The organism is Flammeovirgaceae bacterium SG7u.111 (assembly GCA_034044135.1).
GTDB lineage: Bacteria > Bacteroidota > Bacteroidia > Cytophagales > Flammeovirgaceae.
Genome location: CP139021.1, coordinates 6,169,716 through 6,191,406 on the forward strand (window position 1 = coordinate 6,169,716; position 21,691 = coordinate 6,191,406).

General features: G+C 43.5%; 20 protein-coding genes and 1 other RNA gene. 2 read left to right on the top strand and 19 right to left on the bottom strand.

The annotated features are described in order from the left end of the window. Positions 1–97 precede the first annotated feature (97 nt). The 13 genes from R9C00_23970 to R9C00_24030 form a co-directional block, all read right to left on the bottom strand. Positions 98–865 (bottom strand): GNAT family N-acetyltransferase, encoded by a 768-nt coding sequence (locus R9C00_23970; protein ID WPO34760.1) that lies wholly within the window; start codon positions 863–865, stop codon positions 98–100. A 410-nt stretch (positions 866–1,275) separates the two neighbouring features. Then, positions 1,276–1,848 (bottom strand): electron transport complex subunit RsxA, encoded by a 573-nt coding sequence (gene rsxA / locus R9C00_23975; protein WPO34761.1) that lies wholly within the window; start codon positions 1,846–1,848, stop codon positions 1,276–1,278. A 218-nt stretch (positions 1,849–2,066) separates the two neighbouring features. Next, positions 2,067–2,708: an electron transport complex subunit E gene (locus R9C00_23980; GenBank protein ID WPO34762.1), complete on the bottom strand. Its 642-nt coding sequence runs from the start codon at positions 2,706–2,708 to the stop codon at positions 2,067–2,069. After that, positions 2,705–3,283, bottom strand: coding sequence for an RnfABCDGE type electron transport complex subunit G (locus R9C00_23985; GenBank protein WPO34763.1), 579 nt, complete (start codon positions 3,281–3,283; stop codon positions 2,705–2,707). The genes R9C00_23980 and R9C00_23985 overlap by 4 nt, the downstream gene beginning before the upstream one ends. Then, positions 3,276–4,277, bottom strand: a complete 1,002-nt coding sequence (locus tag R9C00_23990; protein ID WPO34764.1) for an RnfABCDGE type electron transport complex subunit D — start codon at positions 4,275–4,277, stop codon at positions 3,276–3,278. Before R9C00_23990 ends, R9C00_23985 begins: the two co-directional genes overlap by 8 nt. Further along, on the bottom strand, positions 4,277–5,629 hold the full coding sequence (gene rsxC, locus R9C00_23995; protein ID WPO34765.1) for an electron transport complex subunit RsxC: 1,353 nt from the start codon (positions 5,627–5,629) through the stop codon (positions 4,277–4,279). The genes R9C00_23990 and rsxC overlap by 1 nt, the downstream gene beginning before the upstream one ends. Before the next feature lie 141 nt (positions 5,630–5,770). Then, positions 5,771–6,778, bottom strand: coding sequence for an RnfABCDGE type electron transport complex subunit B (locus R9C00_24000; protein WPO34766.1), 1,008 nt, complete (start codon positions 6,776–6,778; stop codon positions 5,771–5,773). A gap of 60 nt (positions 6,779–6,838) precedes the next feature. Beyond that, positions 6,839–7,261, bottom strand: coding sequence for a SoxR reducing system RseC family protein (locus R9C00_24005; protein WPO34767.1), 423 nt, complete (start codon positions 7,259–7,261; stop codon positions 6,839–6,841). Positions 7,262–7,894: 633 nt separating this feature from the next. Next, positions 7,895–8,161 (bottom strand): hypothetical protein, encoded by a 267-nt coding sequence (locus R9C00_24010; GenBank protein WPO34768.1) that lies wholly within the window; start codon positions 8,159–8,161, stop codon positions 7,895–7,897. A 191-nt stretch (positions 8,162–8,352) separates the two neighbouring features. Then, positions 8,353–9,735 carry a hypothetical protein gene (locus tag R9C00_24015; protein ID WPO34769.1) on the bottom strand — a complete coding sequence of 461 codons (1,383 nt, stop codon included), beginning with the start codon at positions 9,733–9,735 and terminating at the stop codon, positions 8,353–8,355. A gap of 13 nt (positions 9,736–9,748) precedes the next feature. Beyond that, entirely contained in the window at positions 9,749–10,471 is a 723-nt protein-coding gene (gene bshB1 / locus R9C00_24020; protein WPO34770.1) for a bacillithiol biosynthesis deacetylase BshB1, read from the bottom strand. Between the two features lie 96 nt (positions 10,472–10,567). Beyond that, entirely contained in the window at positions 10,568–11,242 is a 675-nt protein-coding gene (locus tag R9C00_24025; protein ID WPO34771.1) for an RNA methyltransferase, read from the bottom strand. 27 nt (positions 11,243–11,269) lie between these two features. After that, the gene (locus R9C00_24030) at positions 11,270–12,985 is read right to left on the bottom strand and encodes an ABC transporter substrate-binding protein (protein WPO34772.1); all 1,716 of its coding nucleotides are present in this window, start codon (positions 12,983–12,985) and stop codon (positions 11,270–11,272) included. A gap of 214 nt (positions 12,986–13,199) precedes the next feature. Here R9C00_24030 and cysS point away from each other — a divergent pair, with 214 nt between their 5' ends. Further along, the gene (gene cysS / locus R9C00_24035; protein ID WPO34773.1) at positions 13,200–14,702 is read left to right on the top strand and encodes a cysteine--tRNA ligase; all 1,503 of its coding nucleotides are present in this window, start codon (positions 13,200–13,202) and stop codon (positions 14,700–14,702) included. Between the two features lie 132 nt (positions 14,703–14,834). Here the strand turns inward: cysS and R9C00_24040 are convergent, their stop codons facing one another. From R9C00_24040 to rnpB, 6 genes are all read right to left on the bottom strand, one after another. Next, positions 14,835–15,689 carry a dienelactone hydrolase family protein gene (locus R9C00_24040; protein ID WPO34774.1) on the bottom strand — a complete coding sequence of 285 codons (855 nt, stop codon included), beginning with the start codon at positions 15,687–15,689 and terminating at the stop codon, positions 14,835–14,837. Positions 15,690–15,840: 151 nt separating this feature from the next. Continuing rightward, positions 15,841–16,254 carry a hypothetical protein gene (locus tag R9C00_24045; protein ID WPO34775.1) on the bottom strand — a complete coding sequence of 138 codons (414 nt, stop codon included), beginning with the start codon at positions 16,252–16,254 and terminating at the stop codon, positions 15,841–15,843. Positions 16,255–16,316: 62 nt separating this feature from the next. Then, positions 16,317–17,498, bottom strand: a complete 1,182-nt coding sequence (locus R9C00_24050) for a sulfite oxidase (GenBank protein ID WPO38791.1) — start codon at positions 17,496–17,498, stop codon at positions 16,317–16,319. 468 nt (positions 17,499–17,966) lie between these two features. Beyond that, positions 17,967–18,557, bottom strand: a complete 591-nt coding sequence (locus R9C00_24055) for a hypothetical protein (protein ID WPO34776.1) — start codon at positions 18,555–18,557, stop codon at positions 17,967–17,969. 153 nt (positions 18,558–18,710) lie between these two features. Then, complete coding sequence (locus R9C00_24060) at positions 18,711–19,862, bottom strand: sigma-54 dependent transcriptional regulator (GenBank protein ID WPO34777.1); 1,152 nt, start codon at positions 19,860–19,862, stop codon at positions 18,711–18,713. A gap of 74 nt (positions 19,863–19,936) precedes the next feature. After that, an RNA gene (rnpB, locus tag R9C00_24065) (RNase P RNA component class A) lies at positions 19,937–20,347 on the bottom strand. A 268-nt stretch (positions 20,348–20,615) separates the two neighbouring features. Between rnpB and R9C00_24070 the strand changes: the two genes are divergently transcribed. Then, on the top strand, positions 20,616–21,611 hold the full coding sequence (locus R9C00_24070) for a Gfo/Idh/MocA family oxidoreductase (GenBank protein WPO34778.1): 996 nt from the start codon (positions 20,616–20,618) through the stop codon (positions 21,609–21,611). Positions 21,612–21,691: the final 80 nt, after the last annotated feature.

Sequence of the window (21,691 nt, forward strand, 5' to 3'; positions counted from 1 at the left end):
AAAAGGAGTAGATCCGCCCATGACGAAATCTTGGATGATCCTGAAGATTTTGAGTAGAAGACTCCGACTTTCGTGGGAATAGCGGATAGCTCCTTGCCTACATAAACTCTCCCAAAAACTTATCGGAGTACTTTTCATTCAAAATGTGCTGGGTAACGAACTTTCCATTGTAAAAAATGGAATACATCGTATGAGGCACGAAATGATTTTGTGCCTCTTCCCTGCTCAGCTTTTTGGCAGTGAATTTCAGCCCTCTTTTTGCCGCCACCGATTTGAGCTCGGTATTCACATAGTACTCGGTGAAAGGGCAAGCATTGGTATAATACACCGCAAGACCTTCTTTTATATCGCACTCAGCTTTTTGTGTAATTTCTTTGAATGTTGGGCTAAGGTTTCCCTCGGCAAAAGGCTTGTACCAAAGTTCGAAGTAGGGTGGAGCAGTATCACAAAGTTCAAAGCCTTGAAGCTTGAAAAACTTCTTCTCCGACATAAATGGCTGCTTTTTGCTTCCTGCCACTAGCACTATACCATCCATTCCTTTTTCCTTTGCCTCTGCTTCGCAGGCTTGAAAAAGCTGTTTGCCAAAGCCTTGCCCCTTATACTTTCCTGAGACCCAGAAGCAATTGATGAGCATGAAGTTGGGAGCATCAATCGGCAGCCAACCATTTTCCACAGGTACGTATTCGATGAATACTTTTCCCCGCACATCCATTTTCTTAAACACATAACCGTCGTCGAACTGCTCAGCTAGCCAGTCCTTTTTGGCTTGATAGCCTTCAGCACATTTCTTGTCTGAAAAAGCACCGCAGATGTGTTCGTCTTGAATATTCTCCTTGGTCAGGGTTTTCATTTCTAGCGCTTCCATTAGTGAGAGGTTTCCTTGAAAAATTGAAAGCTAGTAGTGGTGGATGTTGGAGTTGTTTTATGAAAGTTTAGCTTGTTTTGACAACAACCCAAGCAGATGCTTAATGTAGTCAACTTTAGAGTTTCAGTACTGCTAAAGCTGCATAAACTGGGATGCTGAAGGTCATTTTAAAGCACGTGCGGACGCTCAATGTCGTTAACTTAAGAATGTTTTTGAAAGTTCAGCGAGACGCTGAACTTAATTTTAAGCACAAGGGAGACCCTTGCGCTATGTATTTCTAATTTAATTTGAAACACAAAAATGCTTAAGTTGACAGCATTGAGCGGACGCTCGCGCTAGTGCAACCGAGATTTTGTAAAATGCCTTTGTATTTAAATATATGTCTTTTTTTACCTGTAACACGAAACCCGCTAAACTATTCCCGCAAAACCCATAAATGCCATGGAGAGCAAACCTGCTACTACCAAGGCAGCGGGGACGCCTTTCATTCCTTTGGGGATGTTGGCAAATTCCATGTGCTCGCGAAGACCTGCAAAGGTGACGAGGGCTAAGCCAAAACCTGCAGCACTGGCAATGGAGAATACCACGCTTTCCATCAGGTTATAATCTTTTTGGATCACCAAGATGGCTACACCGAGGATGGCGCAGTTGGTGGTGATAAGTGGTAAGAATACACCCAAGGCTTGGTACAGCGCAGGGCTGACTTTTTTCAAAATGATTTCCACCATTTGCACCAAAGCGGCAATTACCAAAATAAAAGTGATGGTCTGCAAGAAGGGCAAGCCCAAGGGAATAAGCACATAGTGCTGGATGAGGTAGGTAACAATGGTCGCTACGGTCATGACGAAGAGCACCGCACCGCTCATACCCATGGAAGTGGATACTTTTCCCGAAACGCCAAGGAATGGGCAGATCCCAAGGAATTGGGCCAACACAATATTGTTGATGAAAATAGCCGAGATGACAATGATGATGTATTCCATAATTTTATTTGTTCAATATCAACAGATTAAAACCTGTTTGTGAAATCACTTTTTATAATAGCCAGCTTCTTAGGCTTGTTCCTTTACTTTTTGCTTGAACAAAAAGTAAAGAACTGCAAATTCAAGGGTCGTATGGATAAATTATAATTTTTCTATCCATTTTTTAACTAGTAACCTGTAACAAGCAACCAGCAACCTTTTTTCAACTCGCAACCCGTTTACGCTTCCACTGCCTCTTCTTCTTTCTTTTTCCCCAACTTTATTGGGTTATCGCGGAGGTGGTTGATGATGGCGATGAGGAAACCGAGTGCCAAGAAAGCGCCTGGTGCCAATACGAACACCAACATGCCGTCGGCATCAACGAACTTCCAGCCGAAGATGGACAAGCTTCCCAAAATCTCCCTCACCGAACCGAGCAGGGTAAGTGCAAAGGCAAAACCTAAGCCCATTCCCAAGCCATCGACCGCGGCGTAGGCAACGGTGTTTTTGGAAGCAAATGCTTCGGCACGACCAAGTACGATACAGTTCACCACAATGAGCGGAATAAACAAACCGAGTTGCTCGTGAAGTGCAGGTAAAAAGCCAGCCATCATCAAGTCTACCACGGTTACAAAAGTGGCGATGATGACGATAAAAGCCGGGATCCGTACCTTATCGGGTATAATGCTTTTTACAGTAGCAATTACCACGTTAGACATGAGCAAAACAAAGGTAGTTGCCAGCCCCATTCCGAGGCCGTTGATAGCGGTTGAAGTCACCCCAAGGGTTGGACAAAGCCCAAGTAATAAGGCAAAAACAGGATTTTCACGAATAAATCCTTTAAAAAAATTATCTTTCTGCGTTAGCTTTTTCTTGCTCATTTCTGACCTCCTTCTTTGTAAATATCGTATGCCAATTGGACTGCTTCGCAAAACGCCCTAGAGGAAATAGTTGCACCAGAAATGGCATCAACTTCCCCACCGTCTTTGCCCACGGTCATTTTGAACGTATCAGGATTTTTCTCTAAAAACTGGTTCAAGAATTTCTCGGTAGACATTTTAGAACCAAGCCCCGGTGTTTCTTTATGCTCAAGTACCACAATGTTGTTGATAGCTCCTTCGGGCGTAAACCCGACCATTATCCAGATATCGCCGCTGTAGCCCCTTGGCGATTTGGTTTTGATGGCTGTTCCCACCAATTCCCCACCTTGCTTGGCCGGGTAACACTCCAGGCTGTCCTTGCTATCGGGAATGGGCAATTTGTACATCTCTGTGAGCGGGTCACTATCGAAAGCGGGAACTACTCCTGCAATCGCTTTTTTCTGCTTCTCCAACTTAGCCAGGGCAATAGGCTCTTTGGTAAACTCGTACACAAAGCCGAGCAAAGCCGAAGAAATAAGCGTCACCAGCGTGAGGGTGATCACCATGTTTGCGAAGTTTGATTCTCTTTTAGCCATTTTTTACCTCCTTTCCGAACCTTGCGGGTTTCACGTATTTATTGAGTAATGGAACAAATGCATTCATGATGAGGATAGCGAAAGAAATCCCTTCTGGGTAAGAACCGAAGAATCGGATCATCATGGTAATAAACCCGATACCTATGGCATAAATGATCATGCCCTTAGCCGTCATGGGTGAAGTCACATAATCCGTAGCCATGAATATTGCGCCGAGCATCAGGCCACCTGTGAGCAAGTGGAAAATAGGGTCGGCAAATTGTTCGGGGTTTACCATCCAAAAAACAGTACTAATGGCTAGCACCGTACCGAAAATGGTAAATGGAATGTGCCAAGTGATTATCTTTTTATAAAGCATGTAGCCCAAGCCGAGCAACAGTGCCAAGGCTGAAATTTCACCCGTAGAGCCTCCTTGCAAGCCAAAGAAGAAATCGAGGTGGGAAGGAATTTCGCCCATGAGCTGGGAAACGCTGTCCCCGTTTTTCAAACCATCTTTTAACAAGCCTAGCGGAGTTGCACCTGTTTCCCCGTCTATAGCGAGCAGGCTTTCCCCAGCCTTGGGCCAGCTTGTCATTTGCACTGGGAAGGAAATGAGCAAAAACACCCGACCGACCAGCGCAGGGTTGAAGGGATTATTTCCCAAGCCCCCGAAGGAAAGCTTTCCTATGCCGATAGCGACCAACGCTCCTATGAGGATAATCCACCAAGGAAGGTTGGAAGGAACGTTGAAGGCAAGCAACACCCCCGTGATGGCAGCAGAGCCGTCCATAATGGTGGGGGTTTTCTTCAACAAATATTTTACGATCAGGTATTCGAACATGATACAGAATGCCACGGACAGGGCTGTGACATACACCGCGCCCACACCGAAGTTATAGACCGAGACGGCAAAGGCGGGAATCATGGCGATGACCACTCCCCACATAATGCTGCTCACCCCTTGGTTTTGGTGGATGTGCGGTGACGACGATACAGTTAATAATTTGGTGCTCATTAGTTCTTTGCTCTTTCTTTACGAATAGTGTTCACTTTCACTTTGCTCAACCTTATCCAGTCTAGCAGTGGGCGGTTCGAAGGGCACTCGTACACACACGAGCCGCATTCTATGCAGTCCATCACTCGGTCGTTTTCCGACTCCTCAAACATGGCTTTTTCACCTTGGGTCATCAGCAAATAAGGCTCTAAGCCCATAGGGCAAACGCCCACACACTTGCTGCATCGGATACAAGCTTCTACTACTCCCCTTCTCGATTCGTTTTCAGGAATAATCAATACACCAGAAGTTGCTTTGGCAACGGGAATGTCGGTGCTGGTGAGGGCTTTTCCCATCATAGGTCCACCGCTTATTATTTTGCCCGTATCTTCTGGCAAACCGCCAGCAGCTTCTATCAGCTCGCTTATTGGCGTTCCTATTCTCACCATAAAGTTGGAAGGCTTGCTTACCGATTTTCCAGTAAGGGTCACTACCCTTTCGAGCAAGGGCTTGTTTTTCTGAACTGCCTGGTACACCGCATAGGTCGTACCCACATTATGAACCACTGCCCCAACATCGATGGGCAGCCCTCCCGAAGGAACTTCTCGGTTGATTACCGCTTTTATCAGTTGCTTTTCCCCTCCTTGCGGATATTGCACTTTTAGTGCTTGCACCGAAATGCCTTCGTAGTCTTTTGCCTTTTGGCTCATTACCTCTATGGCATCCAACTTATTATTTTCTATACCGACTATACATTTGGTCACGTCCAGCGCTTTCATCAAAATTTGCGCCCCTACCATTATTTCATCCGCTTTTTCGAGCATCAGGCGATGATCGGCAGTGAGGTACGGTTCGCATTCTACCCCGTTCAGTATCAAGTATTCGGCTTTTTTACCCCTCGGCACAGAAAGTTTTACATGAGAAGGAAATGCTGCACCCCCCAACCCTACTATTCCGTTATCCAATGTTTTTTGGATGATGTCTTTCGCTTCAATGGAGATTTCTTTCACCAAATCTGGGCTGCGGTCAATGCTTTCTTCCCAATCGTCGCCTTTTACCCTCACAGAGATGACCGTGCGGACAAAACCGCTACTGTCGATCATGTTTTGGATTTTGGCAACTTTTCCCGAAACCGAAGAATGGATATTGGCAGAAACGAAGCCTGCACTTTTGGCAATGATTTGCCCCACTTTCACCGCTTCTCCTCGTTCAACTACTGGCTCAGAAGGAGCGCCTATATGTTGGGAAATAGGGATATGCACCATTTTGGGCAATGGCAGTTCCTCTATGGCAGCTCCCGCCGAAAACTTGTTCTCGGGAGGATGGACACCGCCTTTGGGAAAGGTTTTTAAACTATCGAATAACCTGAACATGTGCTTATGTCTTATTGGTGGATTAAAAAAATCAACACCTTTGGTAAAAAGTAACTGGGTATTCCAACCTAGCTTATTGGTAAATAATTTAGTGTTATGTATAAAATAAACACCGCTTCAGGACAGTGCTTACCTAAAAATTTATTCCTTATCTTTTTCGTCAGTCGAGTCTTTTTTCTCTTCTTTTTTGAGGTTTTCGGCAGCCATCGCTACCACGTCCACAGTGCCTGTAGCTTGAGCTGGTGCTTCAGTTGGTACCGCTTGGGCTTTTTCAGCACGAGATGCTCTTTCTCTTTTTGGTTTTTCCTCTTTTGGTGGGCGCACTTTTTTAGGTGGGAAGTTCACAGCTTGGATTACTTCCGAAGCACAGACATCCACACATTTTTGACAAAGTTTACACAGATCGGCATCTATATAAGCCAAGTTGTTTTCAACCGTAACCGCATCGTATTTACATACATCCTCACATTTGCTACAAGCTGTACATGCCGAAGAACAGTGCTTTTTGGCAACTCCACCTTTTTCCTCGTTCATACAAGAAACATAAATCCTCCTGTTCCTACGCCCCATCGGCCTAAGCTCCATAATGTCTTTCGGGCAAGCCGTTACGCAGGCATTACAGGCAGTACACTTGTCTTGGATTACTACAGGCAAACCCGTTTTTTCATCCATGTACATAGCATCGAAGGTACAAGCATCCACACATTCGCCAAGCCCAAGGCAACCGTGGGCACAGCCCGTATCACCGCTGTAAAGCTGGGCCGCTATCGTACAAGAACTCACGCCATCGTACAAATTGGTTTTCTCTCGGTGCTCCACCGAACCCGAGCAACGGACTACCGCTACATACGGGTCTTTTTCCACCGCCTGAAGCCCCAAAATATCTGCAACCTCGCTCATGGTCTCATTGCCACCAGGAGGGCAATGCAACCTATCGAGGTCTTGCTCCCTTACCAATGCTTCGGCAAAGCCGCGGCAACCAGGATAGCCACAGCCACCGCAATTGGCACCGGGCAAAGCTGCCTCCACATCGTCGATGCGGGGATCTTCCACTACCTTAAACTTGGTGGATACAAAATATAAAATGAGGGCTGCTACAGCGCCTAGGCTGCTCACAACAGCGATGGTATAAAGAATGGTGGGGCTCATATTAACTTTGTTCTATATCTGATCTATGTTTTCTTTTCATTTTCTACCTCAACAGAGGTACTATACTACTCGGCTCACTCTGAAGCTAAATGAGCTTTTCATCATCTTCCTTGTAAGGTAAAGTCCTAAATAATACGGCAGCAAAACTGCAAGGGAAATCAATCCTGAAACTTCTTCTTTTAACTCAAGGCTAGTCCCAATAATAAGGGCAGACAATACCAATAAGAATGGAAGGAGGTAGCCATAAAAAAGGGCTTTGAAACCCGTAGCTTGGTTAAATTTCACTTCTACCTCTTCACCTACCTTATATTCCCCTTTGTTGGCTTGTACCTCAACCACTTTCGCTTCGGCATCGGCCACACCACAAGAAGATTTCACATGGCAAGCTGAGCAAGCGGAAACTTTCACTAAGCTTACCTCAATGCTTTTCTTCCCAACCGACCGTACTATACCTCTGTGTGCTATTTCTTTGTCGAGTGACATTTTGATTCCTTTATGGGTTTTGATATCCGTAAAAATAAAGAAGCCAACACCCGTAAAATATGATATTCATTAGCTTTTTCCTTGGCTTTTATCACCCGAAAAAACCGCCTTAAAAAGGGAAAAACAGCGATTTTAACGCACAAAAGCCATTGGGAATGTTTGCACTCAACCTATAGGGCAAACCTCTGTTTTTCCCCCGTCCAGACAACTACTTTGTTGAGAGCCCAAACATTTAGAACTAGTCTAAATAATGTTGTAAGAGTAAAGATTATTTGGGCGCACTCACGCAAGGCTCGCCCCGTGCAGCCAAGCCACCCAACGCACCAGCCATTTCGGTCTTGCCTTTGCCCTCTTTCCCCAGTGCGCTTTTGAAAGCCTGCCGTTGTATAGTAGCGGCACAGAAAACTCGAAAGACAACAGATAGTTTGATGATGTGCTAGGAATGAAGAAGTAAAAGAGCACTAGGGGTATATTGGTAAGAACAACTCTGCAAGTTGTGCGAAAAAATAGGCAAAAAAAAAATTGCCAGCCGATTTCGCCCGGACTGGCAACTACCTTTTGACTTTCCTGAATGATGAAACTGGCTAGCAGTTAAAGAGGTGCGTAAAAAAAATCGAGTCTGTAATTGGATTTCTATTGCTCCTTTAAAGCTTTTTCCAAATCCTCAATCAGCTTTTTCGAAACTTGACGTGGCTTTTGCTTTTTGTAAGCTGTTAATGAGCTAAGAGCAATGCCTCCTACTTCGTAAAGCCCTTCAGGGTTGCCATCGTTGGCATAGCTGCCTAGGACCCAGTCCAGTTTCCCTTTTACTTCACTAAAATCCTCACCCAGTTTTTCAAATTTGTCCCGGGCATTTACACAAGCTTTCTCGATTCTGTCATTTGTTGATACTTCACTCATACGATCTATGATTAGGTTTAAAATTACAGAAACAGAATTGTTTGTTAGAAGCTGTCTAAAGTTGTTACCTCATGCCACAAATGGTCTATTTTCGCTAATAAACTAAAACATTAGATAGCTTCTTTTCTTGCTACAAAAGAAACAATGATTCGGAATTAAAAAAATGTTTTTGATAGAATACTTCGGAAAAATTACTCGAATAGCCGATTATGCCTAATTTTCCCCCATATCCTCATAAAAAAACTTACTATTTCCGCTTTTTCCTTACCAATATTAAGGTATACCACGACTTCGTAACATAGCCAAGCGTAAACTATAATATATTCAGCACCCACCAACCATAGGTTTTCCGCATAACTAGAGGAACGGTAAGCCGCATAGGAAAACAAGGCTAAAAATGACCACATTAGCCCAAAGCGGAATTGGGTAAAGACACAAAGTAACATTACGCCAGTAACATACCAAGGATGGACGATGGTAGCCAAAAAGAAGTAAACGCTCAAGGAAAGCAGCATTTTGAGTAACAAGTCCTTGAAACTATTGCGCTGGTTTACCATCAACACTAAGATGAAAACTAAGGTTGCCAACGATAGACGCGGACCTGCGGTCTGGATAATATTATAGCCCCTCACATGATATCCTATCCACCTCACCACATAATAGATACTGGCATTGAACTCAAATTTTCGGAAGTACAAATCGACGCTATTCCCTATGTGCTCCACAAGCTCTACGCTTAGAAATGGCAAAAAAGCTAGGAGGGTAAAAAAGCCTGTAATAAAATAAAACTTGATGCTTTTCTTCCATCCCAAGTAAAAGAAGAAGAGTGGAAGGAACATTAAAGGAACCAGCTTTGCAGTGATTGAAAGTGCCATAAAAACTGCTGAAAGGAGGATTTTTTCCTTTTGAATGAAATACAACGCAAACAGCAAAAAGCAAATCATAAGTGCCTCGAAATGCAGGTTGCCTACCAACTCTACTACCACCAAAGGGTTCAAGGCATAGAATAAAATATTCCGCTGAGGCTGCCCCACTACTTGAAGCAATTTAGGAATGACCCAAAGCGTAGCTATCTCAGCCAAGACTATCGTAAGCCGCATAGCTACTACGCCAGGCAATAAATCCCCTAAGGGACTGGCAACTGCTCCTATAAAAAACACCCCTTGCAGCACTGGAGGATAGATGGTAAAATACTCGGGAGAGTTGAGTTGGGAAAAGAGAGATGCGTCAATTCCTTGCACTGAAATGTTGGAGCCCATCAATTCAGAAGGAAGGTACACGTACGGATTCATCCCGGCAAGGCTCAAGCGACCGTCCCAAAGAAAGCGAAAGTAATCGTCGGAAAGGTTGGGGAGAACAAATAGCAACAAGAGCCTGAAAAACACACCGACATAAATGAGCTTTTTGGTAGACAGACTACTGCGATAAAGTGCAAAAGTTAAGGCAAACAGCAAGGAAAAAAGCACCATCATCGCTCCAAAGTCTGATCTTTGGTGGAAATACCCGAGCTTCACATAAATAACTACTGAAAGGGTAACTCCTAGTGCGGGAAGGTACTTTTTTATAGAATCCATAGGATGGTTCTATTTATACAAAATCAAATAAATCTTTCATGACCAAGGGAAGTTCTTTGGTAAAACCCTCAGCGTATTCTACTCCGCCGAGCTGACCGTATTCCCTCGCTCTCGATTCTATAAACTTCATAAACTTAGGTGTGGAAATAAAGGTTTGTGCTCCTTCTGTACTTTTATCTCCTACAAAAAACTGACTTTGGAAAGCCTTGATCGATGCAACTTTGGTTTCCCAAAAATCACTAATATCCACTACAAAATCTGGCTCAATATATTTGCTCTGCACATAATGAAACACTTTAGAAGGTCTCCAAGCTTGTTGGATTTCTCCTTCGAGCCTTGTTTCTACTTTAGCTAGCCCGCTAATAAAACAAGCATCTGTTGCTAAGCGAGCTCCTTTTCCATGGTCAGGATGGCGGTCATCTACGGCATTGGCAAGCACAATTTCTGGCTGATACTTTCTAACCATTTTGGCTACTTCTAGCTGATGCTCTTTATCGTTTGTATAAAATACATCGCTGAACCCCAAGTTTTCCCTCGCCGAAAGCCCGAGCACTTTTGCCGCTGCTGCTGCTTCTTCCATCCTGAGCTGCGGAGTTCCTCGTGTGCCCATTTCTCCTTTGGTAAAATCAACAATCCCTACTTTTTTGCCTTGTGCTACATGGCGAGCAATGGTTCCTGAACAAGAAAGCTCTGCATCGTCGGGATGAGCAGCCAATACCAATATGTCTAATTTCATTTGTAGTTGATTTGAAAAGTTTGATGTTTAGCCAAGAGAAACTTCATTTGGAGCAGCAAAGTTCGTTTGGCCATCTTTTGCAGAAGAGTTACTAGGTTATTTGTTGTACTTGTTATAAAACTCCTTCACCATTATCTCCCCTTTCTTAATGGTCTTTTCTGCCCAATCGGCTTTCAAATCCCATATTTCCTCTTCACTGAGCTGCCAGTCGAGGTTCGATTTGTGCAATTTGGTAACCATATGATTAAGGCAAATAGCCGCACTTACCGATATATTGAAACTTTCGGTAAAGCCAAACATGGGGATTTTGATACTGACATCTGCTGCGGCTGCAACCTTTTCACTTATTCCAGTTTGTTCTGTACCAAAAACCACAGCTACTTTATGGTCGATAGGAAGCTCGTCGAGAGAAATAGAAGCTTTGCCTGGCGTAGTAGCAGCTATCAAATAACCATTGCCTTTCAGCGCAGAAATGGCTTCATCTGCGGTTTCGTACTTGTGGATATCCACCCAGTTGGCAGCTCCCCTCACCACATCTCGGTTGATCACGTACTCATTTTGGTTTTCTATCACATGCACATCTTGAATACCAAAACAATCACAAGTACGAACCACCGCACTTGCATTTTGCGATTGGTAAATATCTTCCATCACTACGGTAATATGACGGGTACGCTTGGAGGAAATCTCCTCGAACATGACTCGTTTATGCTCGGTGATGTATTCCGAAAGGAATTGGTATAATTCTTTACTCAACTTCTTCTTTTCCATACTCCAGTTATTTTGCGAATAAGGTGTTTATTCGTTCGGGCTTTCTTCTTCCTCAGTTGGTTGAGGGTAATTCACAATTTTCAAAAGCCCTTCTTCAAATTTCAAGATAGTCACAAACTGATTGTCGTTTCCTCCTTCATAATCAAAGCCTGTCAAAATATGACCAGGCACAAATTTTTGCGTATGAAGGTCGGCATAAAAACCTGTGCCGTATTTATGCAGCATTTTCCCAAAGAAATACATGGTTTCGTAACCCATATAGGCATATGCCGATGGAATCAGGTTGTTTTTGTTCACATAGCGGCGTTCAAAATCCTTGGTAAGTGGCTTACTCGAATCTACATACCTTGGGTAGATAAAATGAACCTTGTTCCTCTCCATTTGCTTATAGGTCAATTGCCTAAAATCCAGCCATTCGGATGGAGCAATAATGTTGATATTGGCTTGGAGGTTTTGCAAAGCGCTTACCGTGTTTACTGCTACAACAGGATCGGAACTACTTACAAAAACATGTGGAAGGCTGTCTTCTGCCAGCGGCTCAAAATCCTTTAACATCATCTCAAAACCTTCTTTGCTGTAATCGAAATACTGCTTGAGCACAACCTTCCCTCCTTTGCTTTCAAAATGGCGGGCATACACATCTGCCATGGCGGCATCGGTAGCCGAAAGCCCAGAAATAATATATACTTCTTGGCTAGCCAAAGAATCGAAAGCATAATCTGCGGCACGGCGAGCCTGTGTCGCTTTGGTAGAAGAAGTTAAAAATGCATATGGATTTCCCGTGATAATTTTCTCGTTAGAAGAAACAGGATTTATCATTACCTTACCAAACGTACCTGCATAATCGGCTACTACAGGGATGGTATTGCCATAAAGTGGGCCAATGAACATATCTACATTCCTAAAACCAGGATCGGTAAGAAGATCGATGGTTTTTAAGCTATCCTTTTCGGTATCGAAAGCAAGCAGTTCTATTTGAATATTTTCCTCGGCAAGTTTTTCTTGGGCTACGGCTATACCTTGGTAAATATCCAGCACAGCTTGATTTTTTCTGTCAAAAGACTCGACGTTTGTTTCTTTTTCAAAAAAAGGAAGCACAACCGCTACCGAATATACTTCTCTTTTGATAGATTTTATTTCGGTAGCCATTCCAGAAGAATCGGCTAATCCAAGCTCTTCTTGCAGCAACTCATAAATTTCTTTGTGGTTTGGGTATACTTCTACTTTTTGGAGGGCATCCCAAGTGATTTTGGCGAGCTTATCGGAGGGATAATTCATATAAAGGTTGCCCAATGTAGAAACAGGCTGGTTTGCCAAACCGTTATTGATCAAGTTTTCAACATCATCGGCAAATTTTGGGTCGGTAATCTTTTTAAGATGTTCATAGCCTTGGATAAAATTTTCTTCTTTGAACTCTATCAACGCCAATACATAATAGGCATCTTGGATTTTATCCCACTGCGGATGTTTGAAGGCTAGCTCTAGCAGCGCATTTTTTGCCACATCATTTTTTCCCGACTGATAGGCACTATACCCAAAGAAATATAGGGCATGCTCCAAATAAGGGTTTTCGGTTTGAACCGAAGCCAAAGAACGGAAAACTTCCATGGCTTGGAGGTATTGTTCATTATTTAGCAATGATTTTCCGTACTCGTATTTCTTGAAGTTAGCCTTGTTAGATTGGGCGAACGAAATAGAGCATAACGCAAAAATTGCTACAAAAAGCGTAAATATTTTTTTCATTGTATTAGCTGATTTCCCTGTTTAAACCACTTTGTCGGCATAGACACGAAACTACATTTATGTTGCCAAAATAGCCTAGAATGGGGCAAAGATAGGGGATGTAAAGAGGATTATTGACTTTTAACAGAAATTATCAAAACCCTTTCCTCATTTTCGGGCTTATTGATTCAGTTGTTTTTTTTAGCTAATCAAAGAATTTACTTAATTTTGCCCGATGCAACAAGAACTGAAAATATACAATACCTTATCAAGGGAAAAAGAGGTGTTTACCCCAATAAGTGCTCCTTACGTGGGCATGTACGTATGCGGACCTACGGTCTATAGCGATGTGCATTTGGGCAACTGCCGTACTTTTACCGCTTTTGATATCATGTATAGGTACTTGCTGCACAGCGGGTACAAGGTGAGGTATGTCCGTAATATCACAGATGTGGGGCACTTGGTAGGCGATGCCGACGAAGGAGAAGACAAGATTGGGAAGAAAGCAAAGCTGGAAAACTTGGAACCGATGGAGATAGCGCAACGCTATACCACGGACTTCCACCGAGTGATGGAAAAGCTCAATAACTTACCTCCTAGCATCGAACCTTCGGCTACTGGTCATATCCTAGAGCAAATTGAACTGGTACAAACGCTTTTGGAAAAAGGCTTGGCCTATGAAATAAACGGATCGGTTTATTTTGATGTACGCAAGTACAACGAAGGCAACGACTACGGCAAGCTTTCGGGAAGAGTGTTAGATGAATTGATGGCTGGAGCAGGAACACGAGAACTAGACGGACAAGAAGAGAAGCGTGACAGCATCGATTTTGCCCTTTGGAAAAAAGCTTCGCCCGAACATATCATGCGCTGGGACTCGCCTTGGGGCGTAGGCTTCCCAGGCTGGCACCTTGAGTGCTCTGTGATGAGCAACAAATACCTTGGAAAGACTTTCGATATCCACGGCGGCGGAATGGATTTGAAATTCCCACACCACGAATGCGAAATAGCCCAAGGAACTGCTGCAAATGGGCAAGATCCTGTTAAATATTGGATGCACACCAACATGCTCACCATCAACGGTCAGCGAATGGGCAAATCTGTGGGAAATGCTGTTTTACCTAACGAACTTTTTACTGGTTCGCACGACTTGCTCGACCAAGCATATAGCCCTATGACCTTGCGCTTCTTCATGTTGCAAACGCATTACCGCAGCACTATGGACCTCTCCAACGAAGCATTGAAAGCAGCTTCAAAAGGTTATTTGAAATTGATGAATGGCTTGAGAACAGCTCAAAAACTGACTTATGTTGAAGAAGAAGGAGTAGAAATCAATGAGAAAGCTGCAAAGCAAGTCGAGAGCATAGTCAACGGAATTTACCGAGGAATGAACGACGATTTGAATACGGCTGTAGCTATTGCAGGCTTGTTCAACTTGCTTAAGAAAATCAACTCTGTTCACTTGGGGCAACTGAAACCTGCCGAGTTGGGCAAAGAGTTGTTCGATAAAATGATAAACACCCTTCAAGTATTTACCACCGAAGTGTTGGGCCTAAAAGAGGAAAAACCAAGTGGGTTTGAAAAAATGTTGGGCTTGGTGTTGAAAGAATATAAGGTTGCCAAAGAAGCCAAGGACTACGGAAAAGTAGATGAGATAAGGGCAAACTGCAAAGAACTCGGCATCGCCATCAAAGATATGAAAGACAAAATCGACTGGGCTTACGATGAGCAGATTTAGGGTTGCAAGTAAAAAATAAACTCAAAAAAGTACGGGGCATCTCTCATGAGGGATGCCCCGTACTTTTTTATTGTCTTCACTAGCGCGAACCTCCGGTTCGTGCCCTATTTGAAAAAGCAGCACATATCTTTCTTACTCAGCAACCACTTCTACCGAAATTTCTCGCTGGTATTGGAACATCCAATCGTAGATACTTACGCTGAAAGCATCGTACTCGGCACTTTCCGTTCCCATGCCTGTTCCATCATAGGTTTTTGACCATGAATTGTGGCCAACACCCGGATAGATAGTAAGCTTGGCTGGAACTTTTGGAGTAAGTTCATTTATTTTTGAAATCATGTTCATGGCGCTGCCCGGCTTCACCGTCGTATCTTTATCGCCGTGGAACGTCCAAACGGGGATATGTTTCATGCCCTCAGCCTTGTTGGCATTTGCCCAACCGCAAATTGGAACTGCCGCAGCCACATACGCTTCGCTTCCTTTTTCGGTGAGGTAGGTAAATGTTCCGCCACCGCCCATGCTCAAACCTGTGAGGTAAATCCGCGATTCATTTACTTGGTAGGTCTTCACCAAGAATTCTATAAATTCATGGAGTTTATCAGCATTCCAACCACCATCGTGGCACTGAGGGGAAACTACCAATGCAGGATATGTTGGATTCCATTTTTCTTTTTTGATCATCATAGGTGGGCCATTTCTCAATACCAAATCCAACTTCGCTTGGTCTGTTTGGCTATTTCCTCGCTCACCCGACCCGTGTAGAAAAATAATGAGGGGAAACTCTGCACCATCGGCAGTGTAGCTGCTTGGGGTGTACGCATAAAACCCATAAGGAGAGGTGGTGCTTCCAAGGTAAAAAGGTTTCTGGATGCCACCCGTATCCGCAGGTAAATTGCTCAAAATATTAAAGTCGGTTGGGTCAACATCATTGCTGCTGCACGATGCAAAAACTACAAGTACGGCAATGGCTAAAATCAAGTTTTTCATTTGTTTGTGTTTGGTTGAAAAGATTGGATAGAACCTTTAAAAAATACTGAAGACTGTTACCAGCTTTGTGTTAACACTTGCAAACACAACGCCAAAACCATCCCAATTCGTCTAATTGACTTCCTTCAGACCAACACAATTAACAAAAGACCTACTCTTCTAACTCATACCATTCTACATTTTCTAGTGGAACTCTCCTTCCCGTTTGCTCAGGCGCATAATTTTTTGCCAAATAATCTAAGATTTTATCTTCGTTAGGTCCCAAATCCCATAACTTTTGCTCTTTCTGCATCCAGCGAATCATACTTTTCCAGCCATCGCGTGTTGCCCTATTTTGGGTCACCAAATTCAGAGAATGGCAGCTGATGCAATTTGTCCGAACCAATAAGTAACCATCGTCTACAATTAGCCCCTGTTCATCTACACTATCGGGCTTCGTAACTTCTTCGGCTAGCGCAATAGGAATTTCTGTTTGGCTTTCCTCCGTTTTGGAGCTGCAGGAAATAGCTATCGCTCCCAGAAGGGCGATGGCTAGCCATAAGGTGATATTTTTAACTAAAACCATTGGTTTAAATATTTGATAATCAATGTAAATGACATATTGTGCAAAACGCAATGCATTATATTTTACACAACTTTTACCGCAATACGGTGGCAGGCATTATTAAGATAGCCCCGTGGGTTCCAGCCCGGAACTACCATTGGTTGAGATTTGCCTTGGCTGTCTGTTGCTTTTGCCCATACCTCGTAATATCCCTTGGCGGGGAACTTGATTTTTGCTTCCCAATGTTGCCAAGCTAAGCGGTTGACAGGCTTTTCCAAGCTGCATTTTTGCCAAGTAGCCCCAAAGTCGATCGACACTTCCATGCCGCTCACTTCAAAGTCACCAGCCCACGCATGCCCCCGGACTTCTAGCACTCGTTCAGGCTTAATCACCGCCCCAGATTTTGGGTAGGTTATCAGCGATTTTACAGGCATCGATTCTATAATACACATTTCATCTTCGGGAACTTCCGTGCCTGGCGCTACGGACTTGCAAGGTACTCGGTACGACATCCCTGTCATCTTTGTACCGTCATGTTCCTTGTTTCTGATTACTATTCTTTCCAGCCACTTGCCCGAAACCGAGGCAGGCCAACCGCCCATTACCAAACGCAGCGGGTATCCGTTCATCAGGGGCAGATCCTCCCCATTCAGTGCCCAAGCAATCAGCGATTCTTCTTCCAAGGCTTTTTCAATAGGTACACCCCTCGAAATAGTCACTTTCTTCGGATCACCGCTCAGGTGCGTATCCTTTCCATAATAACCAATGTACACTGCATCCTCTTTTATCCCCACATCCATCAGCACATCTTTGAGTTTTACGCCAGTCCATTCGGGGCAGCCGACTGCGCCTGTAGTCCACTGGTTTCCCTTGGCAGGAGGGTTAAATTCACTCCTACCATTCCCTCCACATTCGATAGTAAGTTGGAAGGTATGATGCTCAAATTTTTCCTTAAGCTCTTTGAAAGTATAGGTCTTTTTTTGCTTGGCAGATTCGCCCTCAATGGTCAGCGTCCACGTTTCAGGGTCGGGCTTTTTAGGAACAACTCCATTGTTTCGGATGAAAAGCTTATCGCCAGGCGTTTTTTTGTCATCAAGTAGGTGGGGAGGGGTTTCCACGTTCCAAGGTCTGTCGTTGAGGATGGTGAGTCCTTCGTGCTTTCCTATTAGTTTGAAAGGCTCATCGGTTTGGGCAAGTGCTGCGGGAATAAGCCCAGCGGGCATCAGGTCGGCATAGGCTACCTTTGCCCCCAATACACTTCCCATCAGAGCCAAAGCCCCTTTTTTCAAAAATCCCCTTCGGGTATTTGGGTCACTTTCCCTACCCCAAAGTTGGCGGTCGGCTTCTATCGGATCTTCTCTGTAAAGCTCGTGGATGCCTTTTTCATTTTTCATACGTTCCTGCTCTTTTCCTATTTGAGTTGAATGATTCTGAAAAATAAGCGAATGAAACCGAGAAAGGCAAAAAGGGAGGGGGAAATATATCCTTGCAATAAATATCAAAGGCTATTTATGAACTTGCTTATCAAATTAAGGTAGTGTTGAAGCACCCTTGGACACGAGCAGTTTGAAAAATGTACTGGCTTGGATAGTGGGATTAACGCCGTTACTCCTTGATTAACAGAAAAGCTTTTGTATCCACTTGCTGACCTTGTCTAAAGATCATAACCCAAGACAGGAAACATGAAAAAACTTATACTTATACCCATACCTTTAAACAGTGAGACAGCCGGACTACTTTTTACTACCAAAAACATGATTTGGCTGTTTTAAACAAGACTTAGGAGTAATTCTTCCATTTTTAAAAAAATAAACATTGGAACAAGCAAAGCCTAATGAGGTTCTGTAAAAATCCATATGAAAAAGGTCATTACTTCCCGCAGGAACAAAACCAATATCTGCAACCTTATTTGTTTTAGTGAAAATATTATTGAAGTAGTAAAAAGGGTATGAAGATAAAGAATATTGCACAGTCGGGTGTTTTATCAAAATAATATGGCTTTCAAATTTGACAATCCCTATACCAGCTTCATTTGTATCCCAAAACACTTCATTATCAAAATCTTCCCATTCTGTCCCAATGATATTATAGAAAGTTGTATCGCCCTTAACTTTGTAGAAATCAAGTGCCCAAATAGTGTTTTTCTTTCTACCGAATACTTTATTGCTGTAATATGAACACATCTCACAAATAGATAGAAAACTACTGTCTTTTATTTCATATGTTGGCAGTGTTAAGTATTGTTTTTCTTTTTTTTGAGAAAAAACAATATTTGAAAAAAACAAACAACAAATTATCAAAATGGTGATTGTATTTACCTTCATTATCTTATTCCAGTTTTAACTTTTGTTCATCCCCCTCGACCTGAGCATATCGCTCAAACCTTGCTGACATCGACTTTCCCACAAACCTACTCCCAACTAACAAAAAAAGCCACCCAAACTTGGATGGCTTCAATTTTACTAGTAGGAATTCTCTTACAAATACTTCACTACATCATCACCTGAAATCTCTTCTTGGCTCATGATGATGAGTCTTTCTATCACATTTCGGAGTTCCCGAATATTCCCCGACCAGTCGTAGGCTTTTAGTTTTTCAATTGCCTCTTCGCTTACCGTCTTTTTTGCAGCGCCATACTCGTTGGCTATGTCTTGCAAGAATTTATCTACCAAAAGAGGGACATCGTCGCGCCTGTCGTTGAGTGCAGGGACTTTCACCACTATTACGCTAAGGCGGTGGTACAAATCTTCCCTAAATTCCCCATCAGCTATTTCTTTCCTTAAATCTTTGTTGGTTGCGGCGAACACCCTCACATTTACCTTTATCTCTTTATCACCTCCTACTCGTGTGATCTTGTGCTCCTGCAAAGCTCTCAGCACTTTCGACTGAGCCGAAAGGCTCATATCGCCAATTTCGTCCAGAAAGAGCGTGCCTCCATTGGCTTGCTCAAACTTGCCTATTCTTTGTTTGTGAGCTGAGGTAAATGCTCCTTTTTCGTGGCCAAAAAGCTCGCTTTCTATTAGCTCCGCGGGAATAGCAGCACAGTTTACTTCAACCAAAGGAGCTTTAGAACGGTTACTTTTAGCATGTAGCCACTTGGCAACCAATTCTTTTCCCGAGCCGTTTGGTCCTGTTATTAACACCCTTGCTTCGGTTGGGGCAACTTTATCTATTGTCTCTTTCACCTCCAAAATAGCAGGCGATTCGCCCACTATATCGTGAGCTTTATAAATCTTTTTCTTGAGCACTTTGGTTTCTTGTACCAAGTCCGATTTGTCGAGCGCATTGCGAACCGCTAAGAGCAAACGGTTCAAATCTGGAGGCTTGGGAATAAAATCGTATGCCCCTTTTTTGGTAGCCTCTACTGCTTGGTCTATGGTGCCAAAAGCAGAAATCATGATAAACTGAAGCTCTTTGCCCAGCTCCATTGCCTTATCCAACAGCTCTATTCCGTCCAACTTTGGCATTTTTATATCGCAAAGCACTACATCATAATTTCCTTTTTGGATCATTTCGAAGCCTTCTTCGCCATCTTTTGCTTCGTCAACTTCATACTTTTCGTATTCCAAAATATCCCTTAAGGTGTATCGGATGCTCTTTTCGTCATCAACTATGAGGATTTTCGCCATAATATGATTTTAAAAAAAATTGGTTTCTTGTTTTAAATATAACCGTTTGTCTAGCAAATGGAGTGCATTAAAAAAACAAATACGGGCATATAAGCCGGGTTCTGTACTCCCTAGGGAGTCCTTATCATTTATCTGGGCCAGCAGTTGCCCACTGGCTCAATCAACCTACCCACTATACTCTCCTTTCGGATTTTGGACGAGCCGCCCTTCTATCCCGCCGGGTGGCGAACCACCAAGGCGGAAAAAAGCAAAGCCTATTTGGTCTTTCAGCCCGTAAGGTTTACCATGCCCCTGTTGTCACCAACAGAGCGGTGAGCTCTTACCTCGCCATTTCACCCTTACCCCACCGAAGCGAGGCGGTATTTTTTCTGCTGCACTTTCTGTCACTAGCCTAAGCCAGTGCCTTCCTGTTAGGAAGTACGGTGCCCTGTGCTGCCCGGACTTTCCTCACCGGCTTGCGCCGGAGCGATAAGGCTGCCCGTATCTGTTTCTATGTAAAAATAGCACAAATTGCTTTCATGTTCAGGCTTTGAGAGCCATTTCCGAGCCAAAGAATCTTTGGTTGCTAACTCTATTACACATAAAACGTTATTTTAAAGCTTAGAATTGAAGATGAGGGCGATAAAATATAGTTGGTAACTATAAAAGTTATCAGCTTTTTTTTAGAAATTCCGACCCCTCCAATTTGCAATTGAAATCTTCTTCTTCCTAACTTCCCGTTTCTTTTTTTACCAAAAGACAACAAAAACGATCATGAAGATAAAATGGGGAATTATCAGTACTGCCAAAATAGGACGCACCCGAGTGATACCTGCCATGCAGCAAGGTGACTATTGTGAAATAACAGCCATTGCCTCGCGCAACCTTGCCCAAGCAGAAGAAGCCGCCAAAGAATTAGGGATTCCAAAGGCTTATGGCTCTTACGATGAGCTTTTGGCTGATCCAGAAATTGATGCGATTTACAATCCTCTCCCTAACCACTTGCACCTAGAATGGACAACCAAAGCCATGGAAGCAGGAAAACATGTGCTATGTGAAAAGCCTTTGGCACTGACCATAGCCGAAGTGGAAAAAATGATAGAAGTGCGGGATAAGTGTGGTGTGAAGGCAGGGGAAGCCTTTATGGTAAAATCACATCCGCAGTGGAAAAAGGCGAGGGAAATGGCGCAAAGTGGAGAACTGGGAGACCTCCGGTTTATCCATGCTGTTTTTTCATATTACAATGACGATCCGCAAAATATCCGAAACATCAAAGAGTATGGCGGTGGCGGTGTGTGGGATATTGGCTGCTATCCAGTTACCACCACGAGGTATGTATTTGGGGAAGAGCCCATCCGTTTGGTCGCTACTCTCGATAATGACCCAAAAATGGGAACAGACCGCTTGGCAAGTGTGATCATGGAGTTTTCTGGTGGGAAACAAGCCATTTTTACCGTAAGTACCCAAGCGAGTGGGCATCAGTTTTTCTCCGTTTCGGGTACAAAAGCCCGTCTGGAATTCCAAACCTCTTTCACGCCAGACAAGCGCCTTATCAAGCTTTTCCTAGACAAAGGAGACATTTTCAGAGAGACTTGGGAAACCATAGCGTTTGATGCAGGCGACCAGTACAAGCTCCAAGGCGATGCTTTCTCCAAAGCGATATTGGACGACACAGAAGTACCTGTCACTTTCGAAGACGCCCTCAAAAACACCAAAGTCTTGCTCGCTATTTTCAAATCAGCCGAGACCGGTGGCTGGGTTGAAGTTTGAAAGTAGCAATCATGCATTAGAAGAACATAAAAAATCCCTTTCGGTAGCAAACCTCGCTATGGAAAGGGATTTTCTATAAT

Coding starts and splice junctions, on each gene's coding strand:
- bshB1 (WPO34770.1), bottom strand. CDS start 10,471: ATGAAATTAGACATATTGGTATTGGCTGCTCATCCCGACGATGCAGAG.
- R9C00_23990 (WPO34764.1), bottom strand. CDS start 4,277: ATGAGCACCAAATTATTAACTGTATCGTCGTCACCGCACATCCACCAA.
- cysS (WPO34773.1), top strand. CDS start 13,200: ATGCAACAAGAACTGAAAATATACAATACCTTATCAAGGGAAAAAGAG.
- R9C00_24025 (WPO34771.1), bottom strand. CDS start 11,242: ATGGAAAAGAAGAAGTTGAGTAAAGAATTATACCAATTCCTTTCGGAA.
- R9C00_24030 (WPO34772.1), bottom strand. CDS start 12,985: ATGAAAAAAATATTTACGCTTTTTGTAGCAATTTTTGCGTTATGCTCT.
- R9C00_24050 (WPO38791.1), bottom strand. CDS start 17,498: ATGGGAAGTGTATTGGGGGCAAAGGTAGCCTATGCCGACCTGATGCCC.
- R9C00_23985 (WPO34763.1), bottom strand. CDS start 3,283: ATGGCTAAAAGAGAATCAAACTTCGCAAACATGGTGATCACCCTCACG.
- R9C00_24045 (WPO34775.1), bottom strand. CDS start 16,254: ATGGTTTTAGTTAAAAATATCACCTTATGGCTAGCCATCGCCCTTCTG.
- R9C00_24000 (WPO34766.1), bottom strand. CDS start 6,778: ATGAGCCCCACCATTCTTTATACCATCGCTGTTGTGAGCAGCCTAGGC.
- R9C00_24060 (WPO34777.1), bottom strand. CDS start 19,862: ATGGCGAAAATCCTCATAGTTGATGACGAAAAGAGCATCCGATACACC.
- R9C00_24015 (WPO34769.1), bottom strand. CDS start 9,735: ATGGATTCTATAAAAAAGTACCTTCCCGCACTAGGAGTTACCCTTTCA.
- rsxA (WPO34761.1), bottom strand. CDS start 1,848: ATGGAATACATCATCATTGTCATCTCGGCTATTTTCATCAACAATATT.
- R9C00_24005 (WPO34767.1), bottom strand. CDS start 7,261: ATGTCACTCGACAAAGAAATAGCACACAGAGGTATAGTACGGTCGGTT.
- R9C00_23980 (WPO34762.1), bottom strand. CDS start 2,708: ATGAGCAAGAAAAAGCTAACGCAGAAAGATAATTTTTTTAAAGGATTT.
- R9C00_24055 (WPO34776.1), bottom strand. CDS start 18,557: ATGAAGGTAAATACAATCACCATTTTGATAATTTGTTGTTTGTTTTTT.
- R9C00_24040 (WPO34774.1), bottom strand. CDS start 15,689: ATGAAAAACTTGATTTTAGCCATTGCCGTACTTGTAGTTTTTGCATCG.
- R9C00_23970 (WPO34760.1), bottom strand. CDS start 865: ATGGAAGCGCTAGAAATGAAAACCCTGACCAAGGAGAATATTCAAGAC.
- rsxC (WPO34765.1), bottom strand. CDS start 5,629: ATGTTCAGGTTATTCGATAGTTTAAAAACCTTTCCCAAAGGCGGTGTC.
- R9C00_24010 (WPO34768.1), bottom strand. CDS start 8,161: ATGAGTGAAGTATCAACAAATGACAGAATCGAGAAAGCTTGTGTAAAT.
- R9C00_24070 (WPO34778.1), top strand. CDS start 20,616: ATGAAGATAAAATGGGGAATTATCAGTACTGCCAAAATAGGACGCACC.